The following is a 21,807-nucleotide window of genomic DNA, read 5'->3' as shown; positions in this document are numbered from 1 at the left end:
CTGAGCCCGGGGCACCGCTGAATCATCTGATCGTCACCGCGGCGGAAACCCGCTGATTGTCCGCCAGGTTCGCGTCGCGGTTCGGGTCCGGATCGGCTGTGGCCCGGAAGGTGAGCGTGCCGGCGGCCCGGTCCTCACCGGTGACGGTGTAGCTGAACGAGAACCGCGTGGTCCGGTTGCCCCGCTGGACAGGAACCGGCTGGGTGATCGCGTCGACGTAGGCGAAACCACCGGGAATGCTCCGCTCGACGACCACCCGTACGGTTTCGTCGTAGCGGGTGTTGCGGACCTCGGCGCCGACCGTGATGGTCTGCCCCACCCGCGCTCGCCCGGGTGCGGTGACCCGCACGATCGCCACGTCGTGGGTGCGGACCTCGACCAGGCGGGTGGTGGACGCCGTACGGCCGTCGGTGGTGGTCACCGTCAGCCGTACCTGGTAATCGCCGTCGACGGTGAACTGATGCACCGGATTGGCCTCCGTGGAGGTCGATCCGTCGTCGAAGTCCCAGGCGTAGGACAGTCCGGTGTCTCCCGGGTCCGAAGCGATGCTGCTGAAACTGACAGGCTCGACCGAATTCGGTGCGAACGGCGGGTAGATGTCCACCAAGGGCGGCGGCGGCACGGCGAGCTCGAACGTGGCCTCACCGATCGCCGCGACCTGGAAGTAGTAGGTCCGGCCGGCCTGCGCGACGAACGTCAGTGCCTTGTACTCCGGCCGGCAGCCCGCCAGCACCAGACCGGAGAGCGACGAACCGACGTAGGCGGCGATCTCGGCGTCACCGGTGATGGTCCGCGCCGAGATGGAGCCGGTGGTGGCAGGCGTGTAGGAGTACCAGGCCGTGGCCGACGAGAACACACACGATTGTGGCTCACGGTCCTCCCGGGTGGCACCCGTGTAGTTGCGGGTGTCCGAGAACGGCAGGGTCCCGACCTGGACCGCCGCGGCAAAGTTGTCGTTGGACGGTACGGCCAGGGCGGCGGTCTGCATCCCCAGCAGCAGCACGATCACCCCCGTGACGGCTGTACCGAATCGCGCCACACTTCTTCTGTCCACTACGGACCTCCCGTGTTCCGGAGATGGATGAGGTCCGAAGTCTCGCGGCGGCAACGATAAGGGACGGTTAACGGAGTCCTAAACTTCGCGACGGTCGGGCCGCACCAGACCGGTCTGGTACGCGATGACGACCAGTTGCGCGCGATCCCGGACACCCAGTTTGGTCATGGCCCGGTTGACGTGCGTCTTGGCCGTCAGCGGTGACACGTAGAGCCGTTCGGCGATGGCGTCGTTCGACAGCCCGGCCGCGACCAGGGCCAGCGTCTCGCGCTCTCGGCTGGTCAGGACGTCGAGCGCGTCCGGGGTGGGCAGCGGCGACGGCTCGGGCATGTCGAGGAAGCGGGTGATCAGGCTTTGAGTGGCCTTCGGGGACAGCAACGCCTCCCCGCCCGCGACGACCCGGACGGCGTCCAGCAGATCGGCCCGGTTGACACTCTTGCTGAGGAAACCGCTGGCGCCCGCACGCAACGCGAGCAGGACGTTCTCGTCGAGTTCGAAGGTGGTCAGGATCAGCACCCGGACACCGGCCAGGTCCTCGTCCTCGGTGATCAGCCGGGTCGCCTCGATGCCGTCGAGCTCGGGCATCCGGATGTCCATCAGCACCACGTCGGCGCGGGCGCTGCGGGCGACCGCCACCGCCTCCCGCCCGTTCGCGGCCTCGCCGACGACCTCGAGATCGGGTGCCGAGTTGATGAGCACCCGGAACCCGTCCCGGATCAGGGTCTGGTCGTCGGCCAGCACCACGCGGATCGGACCGGTCATCGCAGAACCTCCTGGCTGACGGACGCGGGAAGGAAGGCACACACCGCAAATCGGCCTCCGGCACCGGGACCGGCGTCCAGTGTGCCGCCCACCGACGCGGCCCGCTCGCGCATCCCCGTCAGGCCGTGCCCGGGGTGCGCACCGGTCGCGGTGCCCGCGCGGTTCTCCACGGTGATCGTGAGCCCTTCCGGGGTGTAGGTCAGCCGGACCTGGGCGTTCGGGTCACGGCCGTGCTTCCGCACGTTCGTCAGAGACTCCTGCACGATCCTGTAAGCGGCCAGATCGACCGCCGACGGCAGTGGCCTCGCCTCACCCTCCTGCTGGTGCGCGACACGCAGACCGGCGGCGGCCACGGAGTCGAGCAGCCCGCCGAGCCGCGCCAGGCCGGGTACCGGTTCGGTGGATGGCTCGGGATCGTCGGCCTGGCGCAGCACGGTCAGCACGGCGGAGAGCTCCTCGAGCACGGTCCGGACCGACTTGCGGACGTGGGTCAGGGCCTGCTCGGCCTGGTCGGGCTCCTCGCGCAGCACGTGGGAGGCGACCTCGGCCTGCACGTTGATCAGGGCGATGTGGTGCGCCACGATGTCGTGCAGCTCGCGGGCAATGCGCAGCCGTTCCTCCGCGACGCGGCGCCTGGCCTCCTCGTCCCGGCTCTGCTCGGCACGGACGGCGCGCTCCTCGACCGCCGCGACGTAGGCCCGCCGGGTCCGGACGGCATCACCGATGGCGACGGCCATCCCCATCCAGGCGAGGTCCTCCAGGCTCTCGGAGGAGTCCCACAGCTGTCCGTCGAAGAGCACCGCGGCGAGATAGACGACGAGCGCCGCCGCCGCACCGGCGGTCCAGGCGATCGTCCGCCGCCGGCGCGACGCAACGGTGTACGCGCTCACAACCGACACCGCCGTCAGCACGTAGACCTCGCCGCCGTCGATCCGCGCCCACGCCGCAGCGACGGTGACGACGACCAGGACCGCCACGGGCCGCCACCGCCGCAACGCGACCAGCAGCGCCGCCACTGCCGCGATCAGCACGTCCAGCGCCGTCAGGCTCCGGCCCGGGATGCTCCGGGGGCCGCTCAGCACCGACAGCAGGGACAGCACGCCGACCAGCACCCCCAGCAGCGTGTCCACCACCTGCGGGTGGCGGGCAGCGGCAGCCCAGGCACGCAGGAGCCGGGTGTTCGACAGGGCCATGCCGGTCACCGTACGCGGGCCGGACCCCGCCCACGTCGTCCCCGCGTGGTAGCCCGTGGGCAACCCCGGATACCACCGCTGTGGTATCCGGCGGGGACCACAGCGGGAGGACGCGGACCGCACCCCCACCGGGCCATCGTGACGACATGATCGATCGACGCAAGCGCCCCCTGCTGCCGAGAGGCGAGCGGGTGCTGATCAGTGAGCACGACACGGCCGGCGATCGACAAGTCGTCGGCACCCGGTACGCGGTGTACCACCAGGGTGCGCCGCACGAGCCGGAACCGTGGCACCGGCTCGGCTGGGACCAGATCGAACGCGTCGACCGCGACTCCGCTCGCGGCGAACTCGTCCTCGTCCCCGCCGTGCCGGGCCGCGTACCCGTACTGGTTCTCCGGATCCGCGACGGGCAAAGATTCCACGACCTGGCCCGCGAACGCATCGCGGCCACGACGCTGCTGCGCGTGCCGTTGAGCCGCTCCGGGCGTCCGGCCGGCGCGCTGACGGCCCGGCGCCGGGCCGACGGCCGCGGCGAGGTGCTGTGGGTGCTGTCCTGCGGCGGCGAGACCCCGTGGACCACGGGCGAGCTGACCCCGGTCGTCCGGCAGGCGTGCGTCCAGGCGGGCCTGCCTACGACAGCCGTGGTACCCCGCATTGTCCATGGCTGTAGGACGCGGAACCCGCTGCCACCAGGCGATCGTTAGTCCGCCGCCGCGGCCCGTCGCACCTACCGCACTCCGAGGAGCAGCACATGTCCACTCTCGCCACATCCAGGCCCACGTCCCGCGTCCGGTCCGTCCTCGCCTGGTCTCTGCAGGGGCTGCTGGCCCTGGCGTTCCTGTACTTCGGCATCTCCAAGCTCGGCGGCGGCGCGGACGTCGTCGCGTCCTACGAGGAGATCGGCGCAGGTCAGTGGCTGCGCTATTTCACTGCGACGACCGAGATCCTCGGCGGGCTCGCCCTGCTCTGGCTGCCGCTCGCCGGTCTGGCTGCAGCCGCTCTCGCCGTGCAAATGATGGGCGCGGCGATCACCCAGCTCGTTGTCGTCGAGGACGGCGACGCGGTCATCCCGATCGTTTTCGGGCTCCTGGCCCTGACGATCGCCTGGCTCCGCCGCGACCGGTCGATCGACACGCTCCGCAGACTCCACCTGCTGCCCGCTACCCGCTGATCGACCGCGACAGGAGACCGATCCTCATGGCGCACCACCTGTACCGCCTGGGCACCTTCGCGTTCCGCAGGCGCCGTTACGTCCTGGTCGGCTGGCTGCTGGCCCTCGGCCTCACGCTCGGCGGTTCGATGCTCTGGTCCGGCACACCCACCAACGGCCTCGAGGTGCCGGGCACCGAAGCCCAGCAGGCCATCGACACCCTGCACCGGGAGTTCCCGCAGTCCGACGCCGGAGGCGCCTCGGCCCAGGTTGTCGTCGCCACCGGCGAGGGGAGGACTCTCGCCGATCCGGCCGCGGCCTCGGCCGTCACCGCCCTCGTCACCCGGCTCGGGACGGCACCCCAGGTCGCCGGGGTCACCGAGCTCGACGAACGCTCCACCAGTGCCGACGGCCGGACCGGCATCATCGAGGTCACCTTCACCGCCCGGGGCGACGACCTCACCCCGGCGGCGCAGGAGGGCCTCACCGCGGCACTCGACGGTGCCCGGGCGGCCGGACTGACCGCCGAGGCCGGGGGCAACGCGATCGATGGTCAGCCGGCCCTGGGCAACGCCGAGATCATCGGTGTGGCGGTTGCCGCACTGGTCCTGCTGCTCACGTTCGGCTCGCTGGTGGCCGCCGGTCTGCCGCTGCTGACCGCGCTCCTGGGCGTCATCATCGGCTTCTCGTCCATCGCACTGGCCTCGGCCGTGGTGGACATGCCCTCGGCCGTCAGCACCCTGGCCCTGATGCTCGGACTCGCCGTCGGCATCGACTACGCGCTGTTCATCACCTCCCGCTACCGGTCCGAGCTCGCCCGGTGCCACGAGCCGCAGGAGGCCGCCGGCCGGGCCGTCGCCACCGCCGGTTCGGCCGTGGTCTTCGCCGGGCTCACCGTGATCATCGCCCTGGCCGGGCTGATGGTCGTCAACGTCCCGTTCCTGACCGTGATGGGTCTCGGGTCGGCCGGTGTCGTCGCGATCGCCGTCCTGATCGCCCTCACATTGCTGCCCGCCCTGTTCGGCTTCGCCGGGCACCGGATCATCAGCAAGCGGGTGTGGCGGAAACCGGCCACCCGGACGCTCGGCCACCGCTGGGTCTCGCTCGTCCTGCGGCGCCCGCTGATCGCCGTGGTCGCCGGCGTCGCGGTTCTGGGCATCGCCGCGATTCCCGCACTCGACCTGCGCCTCGGCCTCCCCGACGACGGTACGGCCGCTGCGGACTCCTCACCGCGCAAGGCGTACGACCTGATCGCCGACGGCTTCGGCCCCGGGTACAACGGTCAGCTCACCGTTGTCGTGCAGGGTCCCGACGTCAGCACGGTCAGGACGACCGTGGCTGCCGTTCCCGGTGTCACCGCAGTGAGCCCGCCCCGCACCTCGGACAGCGGCACGGTGTCGATCTTCCAGGTGATCCCTGCGACCGGGCCCACCGATCCGGCCACCACCGGCACCGTCGAGGCCATCCGCACAGCGACGTCTGCCCTGCCCGGCGGTGACGTGTCGGTCACCGGCATCACCGCCGTCAACATCGACGCCTCCCAGAAGATCAGCGATTCGCTGCTGCCCTACCTCGCCCTGATCGTCGGCCTGGCGTTCCTGCTGTTGCTGGTGGTCTTCCGTTCGGTGCTGGTGCCCGTCAAGGCCACCCTCGGTTTCCTGCTCACCATCGGGGCGACCTTCGGCGTCATGGTCGCGGTGTTCCAGTGGGGCTGGCTCAACGGACTGCTCGGTGTCCCGGCCACCGGGCCGATCGTCAGCATGATGCCGATCTTCATCATCGGCATCGCCTTCGGCCTGGCCATGGACTACGAGGTCTTCCTCGTGACCCGCATGCGCGAGGAGTACGTCGCCGGCGCCGACCCGCGCGCGGCGATCGTCGAGGGTTTCGCCGGCAGCGCCCGCGTGGTGAGCGCCGCGGCCGTCATCATGATCAGCATCTTCTCCGGGTTCATGCTCTCCCCGGACCTCCAGATCAAGATGCCGGGCCTCGGTCTGGCGACCGCGGTCCTGGTCGACGCCTTCCTGGTACGCATGACCATCGTGCCCGCCGTCCTCGCTCTGCTGGGGCGCAGAGCGTGGTGGCTGCCCAGCTGGCTCGACCGCGCCCTGCCCGACCTCGACGTCGAGGGCAGCCGCCTGCAGGTGCCCTCCCCCACCGGCCCCGAGCCTGCACCGGCGGTCGAGCTCGTCCGCTGACCACACCCACCACCCGCCGCGTCCTGGTCGAACCGGGGGCGCGGCGGGTCAGTCCTTGCCGATGCCGCTCGTGAGGCCGCCGATGAGCTGGCGTTCGGCGAAGGCGTAACACACCAGCGACGGCAGCATGGCCAGCGTGACGTACGCGAGGATCCGTGCGGTGTCCGCCGAATACTGGGACTGGAACTGCTGGACGCCGAGCGGCAGCGTCCACCAGCGGGAGTCGTTGAAGACGATCAGCGGGAGCAGGAAGTTGTTCCAGCTGCCGACCACCGCGAGCACCGAGACCGTTCCCAGGGCGGGCCGGGACATCGGCAGCAGGATGCGCCAGAAGAAGCGGAACGGGCCGCAGCCATCGAGCACCGCGGACTCCTCGACCTCCGCCGGGATGCTGCGGAAGAAGCTGCGCAGGATGACGATGGTGATCGGCAGGCCGAACGCCGCCTGCGGCAGGATGACGCCGAGCGGGTTGTCCAGCAGGTTCATCTCGCGCAGCAGCACGAACAGCGGCAGGATCGCGACGGCGAACGGGAACATCAGCCCGATCGCGAAGACCATGAACACCACCTCGCGGCCCGGGAAGGCGTACCGGGCGAAGATGTATGCGGCCATGGCCCCGACGAGGACCACGAGCACCGTGCTGGCGATGGCAACGACGACGCTGTTGGTCGCCTGCATCCAGAAGGCGGTCGAGCTCACCGCGTCGAGGTAGTTGCCGGGCACCCACGGATCGGGCAGCCCGAACGGGTTGGCGAACAGCTGGCCGTTGTCCTTGAACCCGCCGAGGATCCCGAACACGATCGGCACCACGACGGCCGCTCCCACGGTGATGCTCACCGCGTGCAGCGCACCGGTCCGCAGCACACGCCGTGGATTTCGGGGGCGCCGCTCGGGCGCGACGGTTGTGCTCATCGGCGGTCTCCGATCGTGGTGATCGCGCCCTCAAGGTCGCGGCGCAGGACGAAGCGCTGGTAGAGCAGCCCGAAGGTGAGGCTGATCAGGAAGATCGCCATGCTGATGGCGCTGGCGTAACCGACGTGGAACCGCTTGAAGCCCTCCTGGAACATCGTCACGGCCAGGGTTTCCGAGGACCGGATCGGGCCGCCGCCGGTGAGCACCCAGATCATGTCGAAGAGCTGGATCGTGCCGAGGATCGACAGGAACACGCTGATCCGGATGGTGGGTCCCAGCAGCGGCAGGGTGATGTGCCGGAACGCCTGCCACGGCCCGGCGCCGTCGATGGCGGCGGCGTCGTGGAGTTCCGGCGGGATGCCCTGACGGCCGGCGAGATAGAGGATCGTGTGGAAACCGAAGTACTTCCACGAGATCACCAGGAACAGCGAGTACATGACCGTGTCGGGGTCGGCCAGCCAGGTGGCGCCCAGATCACCCAGGCCGATCAGCCGCGTGACGTGATTGGCCAGCCCCTGGTTCGGCGAGAAGATCATCGTGAACAGGACCGCCGTGACAACTTCCGAGAGCACGTACGGCGTGAAGAACAGCATCCTGTACGCACGCCGTCCGCGCAGCGGCTGGTTGAGCAGCATGGCGAGGGCGAGCGAGACGGGCAGCTGGATGGCCAGCGAGAGCACCACCAGCAGCAGCGCCCGCCGCAGGTCACCGGCGAAGATCTCGTCGGTCAGCAACCGGTGGAAGTTGTCCAGGCCGACAAACGTCGTCGGTACGCCGAAGCCGTTCCACTCGAAGAAGCTGCTGTACGCGGCGATCACGATCGGGGTGAGCACGAGCAGCGCGAAGAGCACCAGGGCCGGGCTCAGGAACGCCACCACGGTGGGCCAGGGCCGCCGGCGGCGACGACGCGGCCCGGCCGGTTGTGGTGGCGCCGGCGCCGGTCGTCGTTCCTCGGTGAGCACCGCCGATCAGCCCTGTTTGGCCGCGGTGGTGACAGCCTGGACCACCTGATCCGGCGACGACTTGCCCGCCAGCAGCTCGGCCACGCTGTCGTTGACCTGCTGACCCACGGCCGGCGCGTAGGCCTGGTCGAGGTAGAGCTGGAAACCCGTCGAGCGGGACAGCGTGTCGGCCACGAGCTTGAGGGCCGGGTCGGTGACGGCATCCCCGGCCGCCTTGACGACGGGCAGCACACCGGCCGTCTTCGCCTCGATGCGCGCGTTGTCCGGCTGGGCGATGAACTTCAGGAACTCCACGGCTTCCGGTGGCGCGTCCTTGCCGACGGCAAAGCCACCACCGCCACCGAACGCGTCGGTGATCTGCCCCTTGCCGCCGTCGACCGCCGGGAACGCGAAGAAGCCGAGCTTGTCGCCGAGGCCCTTCTTGCCGGCGGAGTTGTCGCGCTGGACAACCGGCGCCCATTGACCCATGAGCTCCATCGCCGCCTTGCCGTTGCCCATGGTCGCGGCCTGCCCGTCCGCCGTGGAGTAGCCGGCGGCCAGGAATCCGGTCTGGAACGGTTGCAGGGCAACAAGTTCGGCCAGCCGGGCACCCGCCGCGACGAAGTCGGGCTGAGTGAAGTTCTTGTCCACGGCGGCCTGCCGCAGGGCGTCCAGACCGGCGACCCGCATGGCCAGGTAGGCCCAGTAGTAGTGGCCGGGCCATTTCTCCTTGCCGGCCAGCGCGATCGGGGTGACCGAGGCCGCCTTGAGCCGCCGGACGGCCTCGAGATAGTCCGTCCAGCTCGCCGGTGGCGCCGTCACCCCGGCCTGCTCGAAGAGCTGCTTGTTGTACCAGAACCCGACCATGCCCGTGTCCACCGCCGACGCGTACGTCTTCCCGCCGATCGTGTACGCGTCCAGGGCCGTGGGGATGAGGGTGTCGCGCCACTGGCCGACGTCCGCGCTGAGGTCCTTGACCATGCCCGCGTCGGCCTGCTGAGCGAGGACGCCGCCACCCCAGGTGTGGAAGATGTCCGGCGGGTCACCGGCCTGGATCACGGTGGTCAGCTTGGTCTTGAAGGCCTCGTTCTCCAGCGGGGTGATCTCGAACTTGACCCCGGGGTGGGTAGCCTCGAACTGGCGGGCCATCTCGGCCCACTTCGACATCATCGGGTCGGTGTTGGCGATGTGCCACCACCGGATCTTCTTGGAAGAACCGGACCCTCCCCCGTCACCGCTGCACCCGCCCAGGACGGTGCCGGCCGAGGCCGCGGCGGCCAGACCGAGCAGCAGTCTGCGGCTGAATCGCGTCGGATCTGTCACGGTCAACTCCCCTTTCGGCGCCGTCACCGGCACACGGAGGCCGGCGGCCCGTGGCCCGGGCCGCGAACTGGCCCGGGCAGGCCCGGCTCTGTGCCGGGCCCGCCCGGGATGGTGCGTCAGCGCTGGCGGGTGAGCAGTCCGGGCCGGTACGGCAGCAGGCCGTAGTCGACGCCGTTGGAGTTGGGGTTACGGCCTTGGTAGAGCAGTTGCAGGTTGCACGGATCGACGGTCATGGTCTGGTCCGCGCTGGTACGCAGCAGTTCGCCGTGGCTGATGTCGTTGGTCCACGTCGCACCACTGTTGGCCTTACCCGCGAACGGGTTGCTCTCGGTCGCCGCCTGCGGTGTCCACGAACCGTTGAGACTGGTCGCGGTGAACGACCGGAAGTACCGTCCCTGACTGCCGATCGCCTCGACGATCATCAGGTACTGGTTCTGACCGGCGACCTTGTAGACCTGGGGTGCTTCGAACAGGTTGTTGGTGGTGTCACTCATGATCGTGGTGTAGCTCGAGCCGAAGTTGCCGGGGAAGTTCCCGATGGGCATGCTGGCCCGGTAGATCTTGCCGTTGTCACCGGCGAAGAACAGGTACATGTTCTGGCTGTCACCGATGATCGTCTGGTCGATCGGCCCGGTCCCGGACCCGGTGATCGAGCCGGTGAACAGAGGTTGGGCAGCTGACCAGCCATTGGGGTTCGTCGGGTCACTGCTGGTGCGGTAGGAGAATGCCGTCGGGCCCCACTGGTAGGTCAGGACCCAGATGCTGCGCGGCGCGAAGTAGAACAGCGACGGCGCCACCGTGGCCGAGTTCATGGCGTTCTGGCTGGCCGAGGCCAGGTCCGACCAGTTCGTGATGAGGCTGAAGTTCATCGAGCCCCACGTCGAACCGTTGTCGTGGGTGGTGGCGTAGACGAGCTGCTTGCCGTTGTACGGCGCGACGGTGAAGTCCTTCAGTGACACCCAGCCCGACCTCGGGTTGGCCAGCGGTCCCGTCGAGCTCCACCGGTACGACGACGGAAGCGTGCATGAGCCGCTCGGTGGCGGTGTGGTCGGGTTGGAGCCGCCGACACGCACGAGCTGCCACTGCTGGTTGGTGCCGTTCCAGTCGCTGTACTGGACGACGTTGCCGCCGTCGGCGGTGGATGCGCCCTGCACCTCGACGGCCTTGCCGCTGTTGCGGTTGATCAGCTGGATGTACCCGTCGATGTCCTGGATGCTGAACTGCTGGTTGGTGGTGTTGTTGTCGGTCCACTGGACGATGGCGCCACCGTCGGCGGTGGACAGGTTGTAGACGTCCAGCACCTTGCCGGACAGACGGGATTTCAGGCGGTAGTAGCCGCCACCGGAATCGACGAACTGCCACTGCTGCTGAACGCCGTCGTTACGCGACCACTGGGTGATCCGCGCGCCGTCGGTCGTCGCCAGGTTGTACACGTCGAGCGCCTTACCGCTGTTGCGGTTGACCAGGACGTACGACGCGCTGGTGTCGATGGTCGCCGCCGAGGCCGCGGGGGCGTTCACGACCGCGATCAGTCCGACGGACAGCGTCGCCAGCGCTGTGGTTGCAGCCGCCAGCCATCGGCGGCGCCTCTGGGGAGATGTTGTCACGTGGGTCCTCCGGGGGAAAAGGATGGAATGGGATTGTGAGCGTTAACAACTCACCGTTGAAAGCGGTCCAGGGACAGGCATTCAAGGATCGCAATGTTGCCAGAAGGTTTCCGCCGGCTCAACAAGAATCGATGTCGACTCCCTTTGAAAGGCCGGCGTAACAGCTTTTCCCGTCTTTTCGCAGATGTTTCTGAGCTACCGAAACTTTCGGCTGTTCATCACCGCCGACGACCGGCGCGAGCGAACGATGAAGGTGCTGGAGAGCGGCAACAAGCTGAGATCAGCACCACCTGGCGGGTTCACAGGGTTTCCGGAAGATTACCGGAACATATTGACAAGCCTTCCGGGCCGCGCCAATACTTTTCCATCGACAGGCGTCAACGTCGCGCGATACGTCGCACCAGCACGGTGACCGTCCACCGGGTCACCGTGCGCTCGACTCCGGCGGTGTCGCGCTTTTGATCTCCGCCGGCCTCATCGAGGAGGAATCACATGCACGAGATCTCCCCCCGTCCGAAGCGCACCAAGCGCAATCGCATCAGACTGCTCGTCAGTGCCGTCTGCGCCGCCGTGCTGGCGGTCGCCTCGGTGACCGTGGCCGGAGTCGCCCAGGCCGAGGCGGACCGGACCCTCACCTCGAACCTGACGGGGTACCACAACGGCTACTTCTTCTCGTACTGGAAGGACAGCGGCAACGTCACGATGAAGCTCGGCGCCGGCGGCAACTACAGCGTCCAGATGAGCGGCATCAACAACTTCGTCGGCGGCAAGGGCTGGAAGCCCGGCTCCAGCCGCACCGTCAACTACTCCGGCAGCTTCAACCCCAACGGCAACGGCTACCTGGCGCTCTACGGCTGGACCACCAACCCGCTGATCGAGTATTACGTCGTGGAGGACTACGGCAACTACAACCCCAGCTCCGGTACGACGCGGCTGGGCACGGTGACGACCGACGGCAGCACCTACGACCTCTACCGCACGCAGCGGGTCAACCAGCCGTCCATCATCGGCAACGCGACGTTCTACCAGTACTGGAGCGTCCGCCAGCAGCACCGGACCAGCGGCACGATCACGACCGCGAACCACTTCAACGCCTGGTCCCGGGCCGGTCTGACCCTCGGTACCCACGACTACCAGATCATGGCGACCGAGGGGTACCAGAGCAACGCCAGCTCGACCATCACGGTCAGCGAGGGCGCCGGTGGCGGCACCACCACGCCGCCCACCTCCCCCGGCCCGACCAACCCTGGTGGCGGCTGCACCGCGACCCTCTCGGCCGGGGACAGCTGGAGCGACCGCTACAACCTCAACGTCGCGGTCGGCGGGACCAGCAACTGGATCGTGACGATGAACGTCCCCTCCCCCCAGAAGATCAGCTCGACGTGGAACACCACCGCCACCTGGGACTCCAGTGGTCAGGTGATGACCGCCAGGCCGAACGGCAGCGGCAACAACTTCGGTGTGACGATCATGAAGAACGGCAGCTCCACCTGGCCCACGGTCTCCTGCCGCGCAGGCTGACCCGCACGACGTTCCGACAGGAGGGGCCGGGATGATCCCGGCCCCTCCTGCGTGTGCCCACCGGCTTGACGTTTTCCCATATGGGAAAATATGGTGGTGGTCATGGCACGAGCAGCAACGACGTCGGACGCGTTCAACGCGATCGCCGAACCTCAGCGCCGGGACATCCTGACGCTGCTGCGGGCGGGCGATCGCCCGGTGACCGACCTGGCCCAGCAGCTGGGCATGAGCCTGCCGGGCGCTTCGAAGCACCTGCGGGTGCTCCGAGAGGTGGGCCTGGTGCGGGTCCGCGGTGCGGGGCGGCAGCGCCTCTACGGCCTGGACGCCCGCGGGCTGCGGCCGATCCACGAGTGGGTCGGCGGGTTCGAGGAGTTCTGGACCGGGAGCTTCGACCGGCTGGACAGCTACGTGCAGGACCTCAAGCAGACACGCATGGAGGAATGACGCATGGCGGAGACAGAGCAGGACCGCGAGATCGTGGTCTCCCGGGTCATCGACGCACCCCGGGAGCTGGTGTTCGAGGCCTTCACCGAGGTGCGGCACCTGTCGCAATGGTGGGGGCCGGAGGGGTTCACCACCACCACGCGGTCGTTCGAGTTCCGTCACGGCGGCGAGTGGGACTTCGTGATGCACGGACCGGACGGCACGGACTACCCCGAGTGGATCACCTGGACCGAGATCACCGCACCGGAGCGGATCGCGCTGCTGCACGGTGAGTCCCGCGACGACCCGAACGCCTTCGAGTCGGTCCTGACCTTCGAGGCCGACGGTACGGCGACCCGGCTCATGATGCGCACCGTGTTCCCCACCAAGGAACTGCGCGACACCGCGGTCGAGAAGTACCACGCGATCGAGGGCGGCCGGCAGACCCTGAACAACCTGGCGGCCTACGTCACCGGGCTCACCGGCGCGGGAGCGCAGAACTGATGGCCGGCCGGGTGTTCTTCAGCGTGACGATGTCGCTGGACGGGTTCGTCGCGCCCGGGTCTCCGGACGAGCTGATGGGCCCGCAGTGGCGGGAGCTGCAGGCGTGGGTCTTCCCGCAGCGGTTCTTCCGGGAGAACCTGCACTTCGGCGAGGGCGGCGAGGAGGGCCTCGACAACGACATCCTGCGGCAGACCTTCGAGCGCACCGGCGTGAGCGTCATGGGCAAGCGCATGTTCGACGCCGGTGAGCAGGCCTGGCCGGAGGACGCCCCGTTCCACACGCCGGTCTTCGTCGTCACCCACGAGAAGCGTGACCCGTGGGAGCGGGCCGGCGGGACCACGTTCCACTTCGTCACCGACGGCATCGAGGCTGCTCTCGACCGGGCCCGCGAGGCCGCCGGCGACCGCGACGTCCGCATCGCGGGTGGCGGCACGACGATCCTCCAGTACGTGAACGCCGGACTGGTCGACGAGTTCTCGATCGCCGTGTCGCCCATGCTGTTCGGCTCCGGCATCCGCCTGTTCGACGGCGTAGACGCGTCCAGGGTCGCCCTGGAGCAGATCCGCTCGGAGTCCTCGCCGCGCGTCACCCACCTGACGTACGCCGTACGTCCCCGGTAGGTGCGTGTCACCTCAGGACAGTGCGGCGACGGCGACCCTCGTCGCCTCGGCGATCAGGGCATCGTCGGTGGTGGCGTCCGGCACCCCGCGGTCCGACTGGACAGCGATGACCAGGGGGCTGCCGGTGGGTGGCCAGACGACCGCGATGTCGTTGCGGGTGCCGTACTCGGCGCTACCGGTCTTGTCACCGACCTTCCAGCCGGCGGGCACGCCGGCCCGGATGCAGGTGTCACCGGTCGTGTTACCGAGCAGCAGGTCCGTCAGCTTCTGCCGCCGGGGCCCGGGCAAGGTGTCACCGAGGACAAACTCGCGCAGGTCGGTGCCGAGCGCCCGGGGTGTGCTCGTGTCCCGCCGGTCGCCCGGAGTGGCCTCGTTGAGGGACGGTTCGGTGCGGCTGACGTCGGTGGTGGTGTCACCGATCCGGCGCAGCTCACGCTCCAGACCCTTCGGGCCGTCGACCTTGTCCAGCAGGAGGTTGGCGGCGGTGTTGTCGCTGTACTGCACGGCCGCGGCGAGCAGCGCCTCGACCGTCATCCCGGTGGCCACGTGCTTCGAGGTGACGGGCGCCCATTCCAGCAGGTCCGCTTCGGTGTAGCGGACGAGCTGTCGCAGGCCGGCGTCGGGCAGGCGGCGCAGCAGCACGGCGGCCAGCAGCGCCTTGAAGGTCGACGCGTGGGCGAAGGGCTCGTCCGCGCGATGGCCGACCGTGCGCCCGGTTCCCGTGTCGACCGCGTGGACACCCAGACGCGCGTCGAACCGGCGTTCGAGGTCACGGAACTGGCGGGTGCCGGTGGCCGACGGCGACACGGACACGACGCTCGGCGGTGCGGGTGTTTCCACCGCCCGGACACCACATCCGGTCAGCAGGACTAGCGCGAGAGCAGCGACGGCAGAACGAATCATGCCTTCGAGCATGCGGACCGCGATCCATACAGTCAAAGACACCAACCGCAGGATCCATGCGCTTTGTGCATACGATGGGGTGGTGGATCTGATCGGGGCCTGCCGGGTGTTCGTGCACGTCGGTGAACGGGCCAGCTTCACGCTCGGCGCCGCGGCCGCCGGCGTGCCTCAGCCGGTGGCCAGCCGGAGGGTCGCGGCGCTGGAGAAGCGGTTCGGTGAGCGGCTCTTCGACCGGGCCGCCCGGCGTGCTGTGCTGACCACGTTCGGGCGTGACCTGCTGCCGGCGGCCAAGAGGCTGGTGCAACTGGCCGATGCGCTGGACGAGGACGTGGCGAGGGCCAGGCTCCGGCCGCTCACCGTGGCGATGCCGGAGACCTGTTCCGTGCGGCAGCTCGCCCTGCTGGGCGCCGCCGCCCGTGAGGAGAGCACGATCCTGGACTTCCGGCAGGCCGGGCCGACGGCTCGCACGGAGCTGCTCAGATCCGGCGAGGTACGCGTGGCGGTCCTCGCCGTCCCGCCCGACGCGGCAACCTGGGTGGCGCCCCTGGGTGCAGCCTCGGCCCGCGACACCGGCCCGGCGGTGCTGCACATCGACTCGCTCAGGCCACGCCGTTCCGCGCGGTCGTCCCGGCGGATCTGGATCCAGCCCGAGGACGACGTCGCCCACATCCGGGACACGCTGGTTCGTCTGGGTCATCGCGCCGCCCTGGCCCCCGCTCAGATCGCGGTCGCGCCGACACTCACCGCCGCGGTGTCCGAGGTGGTCCGGACCGACGATCTGGTGCTGTGCACGGCCGCCCAGGCCGACGAGCTCGAGCTGTACTGGCGTCCGCTGGCCGGAGATCCCGTCGCCCGGGGTTACGAGGTGGCCGCCCCGGCCGGTGGTGACGCCGACCGGCTCCGCGGCGAGCTGGCCTCGCAAGTCGGCCGGTGTCTGGCGGCGCGAGGATGAGTGCCGAACGGCTCGTCCGGGACCTGCGACGGCGACTGACCGCGGCCGGGCTGGCCGGCTCGTTCCTCGTCCGGGACCTCAGGAGCGGTGCCGAGATCGGCATCGAGCCCGACCTCGTCCACCCGGTCGCGTCACTGGTGAAGGTGCCCCTGGCGGTGGCCGTGCTCGACCGTGTCGAGGACGGCCGCCTCGACGGCGCCACGATGATCGACGTCGAACCGGGCCGGGTCGAGTCCGCCGGTCCGATGGGGCTGACGAAGTTCCGTCATCCCGCCCGGATCGCCGTGGACGACCTGCTCTATCTCAGCACCGCCGTCAGCGACAACACCGCCGCCGACGCGCTGTTCGACCTCGTTCCCCCGGAGGAGGTGCACCGGGCCGTCCGCGAGGCGGGCATCTCCGGGATCACCGTCCGGCACCGGCTGCGCGAACTCGCCGAGACACCCGCGGAGCGTTTCGAGCCCGAGGACGTGCACCTCGCGCACTCGCTGGCCATCGGCGCGCAGACCCCGGGACGCGGGAACGCGGTGCCGCAGCTGGACGTCAGCCGGGCCAACTCCGGCACCGCCCGCGCCTTCGCCGACCTGCTCGAGGCCCTGTGGACACCGGCACGGATCCCGGCCGGGGTCGCCGCACGGGTCCGGTCGCTGATGGCCGGCAACGTCGTCCGGCACCGCCTGGCCCCCGACTTCACCTCGGACTCCTCGGCCTGGTCGTCGAAGACCGGCACCCTGCTCAACTTCCGGCACGAGGTGGGGGTCGTCGAGCACGAGGACGGCGGGATGTTCGCCGTCGCGGCGCTGACCGAGTCCCGCGTACCGGCCGCCGTCCAGCCTGCGGCCGAGGCCGTGATCGGAGAGACGGCGCGCGCCCTCCACGACTACCTGCGGGCTTAGGGACGGACCGCTGCCGCGACGACGACGCTGTTGACGATGGTGGCCGTGACGGTACGGGTGACCGCCTCGGACGCGGCGCCGGCACCCCAGTTGCCCTGCTCGAGTTCCTTGGCGCGCTGGATGACCGGCGTGCTCCAGGGGATGCCGGGGTCGAACTGCGGAAGTGTCCCGCTGCCCGACAGCAGAGCCGCGAGGGCGGCGACGCGCGGCTCCGGCTCGACACCGTCGACCAGCGCCGCCCGGACGTCGGCGAGCAGCCGATCCCGGTGTCCCGTCCCACCGTCGGCCAGCTTCTGCACGGTCACCAGCCCGAGCACCTTGCGGCTGGTACGGCGGAGGTGACCCTGATCGACGAGCCTGTCGAGCAGCGGGGCGCGCAGGGGTGGCCCGATCGCCGCGAGCACGGTCTGGACGCTCCGGGGCTTCTCGGCGACGTAGTCCCACGCGGACCGCAGGACGGGGTCCGCCGGCGGGTGCTCCTCGACCGCCTCCACCTGGACCGATCCCATCCGGCCGGGGGCCGTTCGCACGTGCTCGCCCAGCGCGAGGTCGGCGAGCACCGCCCCGCCGAGGACGTAGAAGAGCGTGTTCTCGCCGGCGATGGTTCCGGAGTCCGGCTGGAACAGCAGCAGGAGCAGGTCCTCGGCCACAGTGTTCATGGCTCCAGCAGAAACCATGTTCCCGCCACACGGTCAACCGTTACCGGTAGAAGTCACCCGGGTCGCCCGCCAGTGCGGCCTTGACGTGGGCGGTCCACTCGTCGGCGACCACCTCGATGCGGTCCTGTTCGAGACCGTCCAGCGCGGCCCGTACCAGCACGGCCGGGTCGCCCTTCGGACCGTCGTAGTCGCTCAGGTCGGTGTCGGCGGCTCCGAGGTGCAGGGCGGTGACCAGCGTCTTCTGCTCGGCGAGTTCCAGCCGCACGCCGTTGGTCAGGTTCCACTGCGCGGCCTTGGCCACCCCGTACGCGGTATGGCCCGGGTAGTTGAACCACGACATCGCGGAGAGCACGTTGAGGATCGCCCCACCGGCGAGTTGTGGCGCAAAGGCACGGATCATGCCCAGCGTGCCCCAGAAGTGCGTGTCGAGTTCGAGCCTGATTCGGTCGAGATCGCCGGTGACCAGACCGGTCGCCGTGTCGATTCCGGCGTTGTTGACCAGCATCGTGACGTCGGGCGCGGCCGCCGCGGCGGCGGTGATCGACTCAGGGTCGGTGATGTCGAGCCGCAGGACCGTGGCGCCGGGCAGGTCGACGAGTTCGGGCCGGCGGGCGGTCGCGTAAACCTTCGCGCCGCGGGAGAGAAGTTGCTCGGCGAAGTGCTTGCCGAGTCCACGATTGGCGCCGGTGACCAGCGCGACTGCTCCGGAGATCTGCATGCCCCGACGCTAGAACCTGCCGTTGACGTCAGAGGCAAGTCTTGCGAGCGCCGTCACAGGCGGGTTGACCCTGTGGCAGGAACACGGTGTCGGATGGAGGTGACAGGCGGCTCGACAGAAGGAAGATCAGTCATGAGCGAACCGGAGTTTTTTGTCACGCCCGGATACGGCGAAACGATGCTGGCGGGCCGCCACTACAGCCAGGCGGTGCGGGTCGGCAACCGCGTCGAGATCTCCGGCCAGGGCGGGTGGAGCGACAGCTTCGAGTTCCCCGCGGATCTCGAGGCGGAGATCGTGCAGGCCTTCGGCAACGTTGCCCGGACCCTGGCCCAGGCCGGTGCCACCTGGGCCGACGTCATCTCGGTGGACTCGTTCCACGTCCTCGGCGCCGCCGATTTCGAGTCCCACAACCGGATCATGGTGGAACAGTTCGCCCAGCGCATGGGCGATCGCGCCCCCATCTGGACCGAGCTCGGTGTGGCCGCCCTGGGCGACCCGGCCATGCGCATCGAGATCCGGGTCGCCGCGGTGATCTGACGTCGAGGTCCGGCCGGGGCCGTCAGTCCCGGGTCAGGATGACCTTCCCGGCCACGGTGCCGGATTCGGCGAGGGCGAGCGCCTCGGCGGCCCGGCTCAGGGGAAAGGTCGCGGCGATCTGCGGGGTGATCCCACCTTGGGCGAGCAGCGCGAACACCGCGGTGAGGTCCTCGCGCAAGCGTCCGCGGAACTTCGCCTTCTGCCGTTCGCCCGCCCAGAAGTTGTAGAAGCGTGCGCTGCGGTTGTTCGGGGAGAGATGCCACATCCACAGTTGCGAGAACAGGCTCAGGTACGCGACCTGCGGCGAGCCGGACTCGTCCTTCAAACCGGCGATGCCGTAGGAGACCAGCGTTCCGCCCTTGCGGACCAGGTGCCAGGACTGCTTCAGGCCCTCGCCTCCGACGTGGTCGAAGACGGCGTCCACGCCGGACGGTGCAAGCGCCCGGATCCGGCGGTAGAGGTCCGGGTCGCGGTAGTCGACCGGGATCGCGCCGAGTTTGTTCAGCAGTTCGTGGTGCCGGGCCGAGGCCGTGCCGATGACCTTGATGCCGGCGTGCCGGGCCAGTTGCACCAGTGCCGAGCCGACACCGCCGTTGGCGCCCAGCACCACGATCGTCCCGCCCGCCTCGACCTTCGCCACCCGGAACAGCATCTGGTACGCGGTGACGCCGTTGACCACGAGTGTCTCGGCCGCGGCGGCGTCGACACCGTCCGGCACCGCCATGAGGTCGGCGGCGTCGACGACGAGGTGACTGGCCCAGCCGCCGACCTTGGTGACCACGGCGTACCGGTGGTCGAGCAGGGCGCTGTCCACGTCCGGTCCGAGGGCGGTGACCGTGCCCACCGCGTCGTAGCCGGGCACGAAGGGGAACGGCGGCTGACCGAAGTACCGGCCGAGCCGCATCTGCTGCTCCGCGAACGACACACCGGTGGCGTCCACCCGCAGCAGCACCTGGCCCGGTCCCGGCGGCGGCAGTTCGCGGGCGCGGACCTGCAGACCGCCCGGTTCCACGATGCCGGGAAGGACAATTTCGGTCGCGAGGGTCGTCATGGTTCGTTCCTTCGAGAGGGGTGTCGGGCGGGGGTGGTCGGTGGTCACTCGGGTGCGTGGTCCGACGAGTACGGCGTGCTGACGCTCCGGTACGCGAGGTGCATGATCATGCCGTTCGCGCCGTGCTGGAAGTTGTGGCAGTGGTCCATCCAGATGCCGGGGTTGTCGGCGATGAACTCGATCTCGTAGAGCTCACCGCTGCCGACGTTGAGCGTGTCGGTCCACCATGGACTGCCGGTGGCGGGGACACCGTTGCGGGACAGCACGCGGACCCGGTGACCGTGCAGGTGGAACGGGTGATTGATCAGGCTGCGGCTGGCGAGGCGCACCCTGACGCGGTCTCCCCGCTCGACCTCCAGAGACGGCACCGCCGGGTACAGCCGGCCGTTGATGAGACTGCTGACGTACGAGAGGCGGCCTTGACTGAAGCCGAACCCGTCGTCCAGCCGCAGGTCGAACGTCCGCTGGTAGGGGGCGGCCGCGGGTGGCGTACCGGATCCGTAGGTCAGGGGGTCGAACTGCCCACCGTCGGCGGCCGGTGCCGGGCCCGCTGCGCCGTCAGGGCTGAACGTGAGTGCGACGTCCGGGCTTCCCGCGAGGGCCACAGTGGCCGGGCCCGCGGGCATCGTGAAGCTGAGGTCGTAACGCCCACCGGCGGCGAGCAGCAGTTCGGTTCCGGGCTGCAGGGGCGTGGCGCCCTCGACGGTGTTGCCGTCGATCGCGGCAACCTGGAACGGCGTACCGCGTACCTGGAGGGTCTGCGGCTCCTCTGAGCTGTTGATCATGCGGAGCAGGACGTTCCGGCCGGCCGGGAGCTGAGCGGGGGCGGGCCGATCGTCGCGGTCGAACGCGGTGACGTCGCCGCCGGAACCGGGCCAGGCATGGGTGAACACCGTTCGCTCGGTCCCGGTGAACGGCGCCGTGTCCTCGACGATCAGCGCACCGTAGAGGCCCTTCTTGACGTTGAGCAGGCCGTCGCGGTGCGTGTGGTACCAGAACGTCCCCGCCCGGGTCGCGGTGAACCGGTAGACGTGGCGCCCGCCCGGCGGCACCGCGTCCTGGGTCACGCCCGGCACGCCGTCCTCCGCGTTCGGCACGTCGACCCCGTGCCAGTGCACGGTCACGCCTTCGGCCACGTCGGTGTTGACCAGTGTCACCTCGATGAGCCGGCCCTTCTTCACGCGGATCTCGGGGCCGGGGGAACTGCCGTTGAAGGTCAGGGCCTCCACCGTGCGCCCGGAGGCGAGCCGCACCTGCGACCGGGCCGCCACCAGCGTCGTCCGCACGTCGGGCACCTGATTGCGGGGTCCGACGAGCTGGTCGACGCTCAGCTGTCCGGCACCACCGTGGTCGTGGTCCGTCGCGGACGCGTTCGCCTGGCCCGCGACCACCAGCGTCACGGCCGGGACGAGCAGGAAGGCCGTGGTCAGCCAGGGCAGGCGGGACAGGCGTGACCGCGACTCGCGCCAGCGACCGACCGCGACGGAGAGGCCGCCGATGCCCGCCAGGGCCAGCACCGAGCCGGCAAGCACCAGCACGGTGTCCTGCGGGGCGAACGGCGCGAGCAGCCACCAGACGGAGAGCATCGCGCCGGCTGCACTGAGGTGTGCGGCCGTCCGGCCGGGCCTCCAGACCGCCCACAGCGCGGGCAGGAGTGCGAGCGGCACCTGGACCGCCAGCCGCGAATCCGCCAGCAGCAGCCCACCGGTCAGCATCAGGCAGGCGACGGCCAGGCGGCCGGCCGCGAGCGCGGCGAGTGAGATGAGCCAGAGGCGGGTTCGACGGATGCCGGCCACGGGCGCGGCGATCAGCGTCAGCACGGCCAGCGTCAGATCGATGAGGATGAGAATTGCTTGCACCCGACCACGGTGCGGTGGCGACGG

The 21,807-nt window shown here is 69.6% G+C and carries 22 protein-coding genes; 10 read left to right on the top strand and 12 right to left on the bottom strand.

Going from position 1 to position 21,807, the window contains the following annotated elements:
- Positions 1–22 precede the first annotated feature (22 nt).
- The 3 genes from AFR_RS14905 to AFR_RS14895 form a co-directional block, all read right to left on the bottom strand.
- Positions 23–1,039 (bottom strand): PKD domain-containing protein, encoded by a 1,017-nt coding sequence (locus AFR_RS14905; protein WP_023361304.1) that lies wholly within the window; start codon positions 1,037–1,039, stop codon positions 23–25.
- A 93-nt stretch (positions 1,040–1,132) separates the two neighbouring features.
- A complete protein-coding gene (locus AFR_RS14900) occupies positions 1,133–1,816 on the bottom strand; it encodes a response regulator (RefSeq protein WP_023361303.1) in 684 nt (227 codons plus the stop codon).
- Positions 1,813–3,009: a sensor histidine kinase gene (locus AFR_RS14895; RefSeq protein ID WP_023361302.1), complete on the bottom strand. Its 1,197-nt coding sequence runs from the start codon at positions 3,007–3,009 to the stop codon at positions 1,813–1,815. Before AFR_RS14895 ends, AFR_RS14900 begins: the two co-directional genes overlap by 4 nt.
- A gap of 146 nt (positions 3,010–3,155) precedes the next feature.
- On the opposite strand from AFR_RS14895, the gene AFR_RS14890 reads away from it, so the two are divergent.
- Genes AFR_RS14890 through AFR_RS14880 form a run of 3 tightly spaced genes read left to right on the top strand, consistent with a single transcriptional unit; the run spans position 3,156 to position 6,357 of the window.
- Positions 3,156–3,713 carry a hypothetical protein gene (locus AFR_RS14890; protein WP_023361301.1) on the top strand — a complete coding sequence of 186 codons (558 nt, stop codon included), beginning with the start codon at positions 3,156–3,158 and terminating at the stop codon, positions 3,711–3,713.
- Between the two features lie 47 nt (positions 3,714–3,760).
- Complete coding sequence (locus AFR_RS14885) at positions 3,761–4,180, top strand: DoxX family protein (RefSeq protein WP_023361300.1); 420 nt, start codon at positions 3,761–3,763, stop codon at positions 4,178–4,180.
- Positions 4,181–4,206: 26 nt separating this feature from the next.
- Entirely contained in the window at positions 4,207–6,357 is a 2,151-nt protein-coding gene (locus AFR_RS14880; protein WP_023361299.1) for an MMPL family transporter, read from the top strand.
- Between the two features lie 48 nt (positions 6,358–6,405).
- On the opposite strand, the gene AFR_RS14875 is transcribed toward AFR_RS14880, so the two are convergent.
- The 4 genes from AFR_RS14875 to AFR_RS14860 all read right to left on the bottom strand — a co-directional run bounded on the left by AFR_RS14875 (position 6,406) and on the right by AFR_RS14860 (position 11,140).
- Positions 6,406–7,269, bottom strand: coding sequence for a carbohydrate ABC transporter permease (locus tag AFR_RS14875; protein ID WP_052359393.1), 864 nt, complete (start codon positions 7,267–7,269; stop codon positions 6,406–6,408).
- Complete coding sequence (locus tag AFR_RS14870) at positions 7,266–8,231, bottom strand: carbohydrate ABC transporter permease (RefSeq protein ID WP_041840876.1); 966 nt, start codon at positions 8,229–8,231, stop codon at positions 7,266–7,268. The genes AFR_RS14875 and AFR_RS14870 overlap by 4 nt, the downstream gene beginning before the upstream one ends.
- A 6-nt stretch (positions 8,232–8,237) precedes the next feature.
- Positions 8,238–9,533 carry an extracellular solute-binding protein gene (locus tag AFR_RS14865; RefSeq protein ID WP_023361296.1) on the bottom strand — a complete coding sequence of 432 codons (1,296 nt, stop codon included), beginning with the start codon at positions 9,531–9,533 and terminating at the stop codon, positions 8,238–8,240.
- 116 nt (positions 9,534–9,649) lie between these two features.
- A complete protein-coding gene (locus AFR_RS14860) occupies positions 9,650–11,140 on the bottom strand; it encodes a non-reducing end alpha-L-arabinofuranosidase family hydrolase (RefSeq protein ID WP_041840875.1) in 1,491 nt (496 codons plus the stop codon).
- 492 nt (positions 11,141–11,632) lie between these two features.
- Between AFR_RS14860 and AFR_RS14855 the strand changes: the two genes are divergently transcribed.
- The 4 genes from AFR_RS14855 to AFR_RS14840 all read left to right on the top strand — a co-directional run bounded on the left by AFR_RS14855 (position 11,633) and on the right by AFR_RS14840 (position 14,208).
- The gene (locus tag AFR_RS14855) at positions 11,633–12,661 is read left to right on the top strand and encodes a glycoside hydrolase family 11 protein (RefSeq protein WP_023361294.1); all 1,029 of its coding nucleotides are present in this window, start codon (positions 11,633–11,635) and stop codon (positions 12,659–12,661) included.
- 102 nt (positions 12,662–12,763) lie between these two features.
- Positions 12,764–13,105: an ArsR/SmtB family transcription factor gene (locus AFR_RS14850; protein WP_023361293.1), complete on the top strand. Its 342-nt coding sequence runs from the start codon at positions 12,764–12,766 to the stop codon at positions 13,103–13,105.
- 3 nt (positions 13,106–13,108) lie between these two features.
- Entirely contained in the window at positions 13,109–13,588 is a 480-nt protein-coding gene (locus AFR_RS14845) for an SRPBCC family protein (protein WP_023361292.1), read from the top strand.
- A gap of 29 nt (positions 13,589–13,617) precedes the next feature.
- Positions 13,618–14,208: a dihydrofolate reductase family protein gene (locus AFR_RS14840; RefSeq protein WP_438829940.1), complete on the top strand. Its 591-nt coding sequence runs from the start codon at positions 13,618–13,620 to the stop codon at positions 14,206–14,208.
- 12 nt (positions 14,209–14,220) lie between these two features.
- On the opposite strand, the gene bla is transcribed toward AFR_RS14840, so the two are convergent.
- Positions 14,221–15,111: a class A beta-lactamase gene (gene bla, locus AFR_RS14835; protein WP_041842216.1), complete on the bottom strand. Its 891-nt coding sequence runs from the start codon at positions 15,109–15,111 to the stop codon at positions 14,221–14,223.
- Between the two features lie 82 nt (positions 15,112–15,193).
- On the opposite strand from bla, the gene AFR_RS14830 reads away from it, so the two are divergent.
- Together AFR_RS14830 and AFR_RS14825 are read left to right on the top strand one after the other, a co-directional pair.
- Entirely contained in the window at positions 15,194–16,063 is an 870-nt protein-coding gene (locus AFR_RS14830; protein ID WP_023361289.1) for a LysR family transcriptional regulator, read from the top strand.
- Positions 16,060–16,959 (top strand): serine hydrolase, encoded by a 900-nt coding sequence (locus AFR_RS14825; protein WP_023361288.1) that lies wholly within the window; start codon positions 16,060–16,062, stop codon positions 16,957–16,959. Before AFR_RS14830 ends, AFR_RS14825 begins: the two co-directional genes overlap by 4 nt.
- On the opposite strand, the gene AFR_RS14820 is transcribed toward AFR_RS14825, so the two are convergent.
- Positions 16,956–17,618, bottom strand: a complete 663-nt coding sequence (locus AFR_RS14820; protein WP_023361287.1) for a GOLPH3/VPS74 family protein — start codon at positions 17,616–17,618, stop codon at positions 16,956–16,958. The two genes, AFR_RS14825 and AFR_RS14820, sit on opposite strands and share 4 nt — an antisense overlap.
- Positions 17,619–17,658: 40 nt before the next feature.
- Positions 17,659–18,336: an SDR family oxidoreductase gene (locus AFR_RS14815; protein ID WP_023361286.1), complete on the bottom strand. Its 678-nt coding sequence runs from the start codon at positions 18,334–18,336 to the stop codon at positions 17,659–17,661.
- 132 nt (positions 18,337–18,468) lie between these two features.
- Between AFR_RS14815 and AFR_RS14810 the strand changes: the two genes are divergently transcribed.
- A complete protein-coding gene (locus AFR_RS14810) occupies positions 18,469–18,873 on the top strand; it encodes a Rid family hydrolase (RefSeq protein ID WP_023361285.1) in 405 nt (134 codons plus the stop codon).
- Between the two features lie 22 nt (positions 18,874–18,895).
- Here the strand turns inward: AFR_RS14810 and AFR_RS14805 are convergent, their stop codons facing one another.
- Entirely contained in the window at positions 18,896–19,924 is a 1,029-nt protein-coding gene (locus tag AFR_RS14805) for a medium chain dehydrogenase/reductase family protein (protein ID WP_023361284.1), read from the bottom strand.
- Positions 19,925–19,968: 44 nt separating this feature from the next.
- Complete coding sequence (locus AFR_RS14800; RefSeq protein WP_023361283.1) at positions 19,969–21,783, bottom strand: multicopper oxidase family protein; 1,815 nt, start codon at positions 21,781–21,783, stop codon at positions 19,969–19,971.
- Between the last annotated feature and the right edge of the window lie 24 nt (positions 21,784–21,807).

It is taken from the genome of Amorphoplanes friuliensis DSM 7358, from assembly GCF_000494755.1.
GTDB lineage: Bacteria > Actinomycetota > Actinomycetes > Mycobacteriales > Micromonosporaceae > Actinoplanes > Actinoplanes friuliensis.
This window is presented reverse-complemented; position numbering and strand designations above follow the sequence as displayed.

Coding starts and splice junctions, on each gene's coding strand:
- AFR_RS14900 (WP_023361303.1), bottom strand. CDS start 1,816: ATGACCGGTCCGATCCGCGTGGTGCTGGCCGACGACCAGACCCTGATC.
- AFR_RS14895 (WP_023361302.1), bottom strand. CDS start 3,009: ATGGCCCTGTCGAACACCCGGCTCCTGCGTGCCTGGGCTGCCGCTGCC.
- AFR_RS14890 (WP_023361301.1), top strand. CDS start 3,156: ATGATCGATCGACGCAAGCGCCCCCTGCTGCCGAGAGGCGAGCGGGTG.
- AFR_RS14885 (WP_023361300.1), top strand. CDS start 3,761: ATGTCCACTCTCGCCACATCCAGGCCCACGTCCCGCGTCCGGTCCGTC.
- AFR_RS14880 (WP_023361299.1), top strand. CDS start 4,207: ATGGCGCACCACCTGTACCGCCTGGGCACCTTCGCGTTCCGCAGGCGC.
- AFR_RS14875 (WP_052359393.1), bottom strand. CDS start 7,269: ATGAGCACAACCGTCGCGCCCGAGCGGCGCCCCCGAAATCCACGGCGT.
- AFR_RS14855 (WP_023361294.1), top strand. CDS start 11,633: ATGCACGAGATCTCCCCCCGTCCGAAGCGCACCAAGCGCAATCGCATC.
- AFR_RS14850 (WP_023361293.1), top strand. CDS start 12,764: ATGGCACGAGCAGCAACGACGTCGGACGCGTTCAACGCGATCGCCGAA.
- AFR_RS14845 (WP_023361292.1), top strand. CDS start 13,109: ATGGCGGAGACAGAGCAGGACCGCGAGATCGTGGTCTCCCGGGTCATC.
- AFR_RS14840 (WP_438829940.1), top strand. CDS start 13,618: ATGTCGCTGGACGGGTTCGTCGCGCCCGGGTCTCCGGACGAGCTGATG.
- bla (WP_041842216.1), bottom strand. CDS start 15,111: ATGATTCGTTCTGCCGTCGCTGCTCTCGCGCTAGTCCTGCTGACCGGA.
- AFR_RS14825 (WP_023361288.1), top strand. CDS start 16,060: ATGAGTGCCGAACGGCTCGTCCGGGACCTGCGACGGCGACTGACCGCG.
- AFR_RS14820 (WP_023361287.1), bottom strand. CDS start 17,618: ATGAACACTGTGGCCGAGGACCTGCTCCTGCTGCTGTTCCAGCCGGAC.
- AFR_RS14815 (WP_023361286.1), bottom strand. CDS start 18,336: ATGCAGATCTCCGGAGCAGTCGCGCTGGTCACCGGCGCCAATCGTGGA.
- AFR_RS14810 (WP_023361285.1), top strand. CDS start 18,469: ATGAGCGAACCGGAGTTTTTTGTCACGCCCGGATACGGCGAAACGATG.
- AFR_RS14805 (WP_023361284.1), bottom strand. CDS start 19,924: ATGACGACCCTCGCGACCGAAATTGTCCTTCCCGGCATCGTGGAACCG.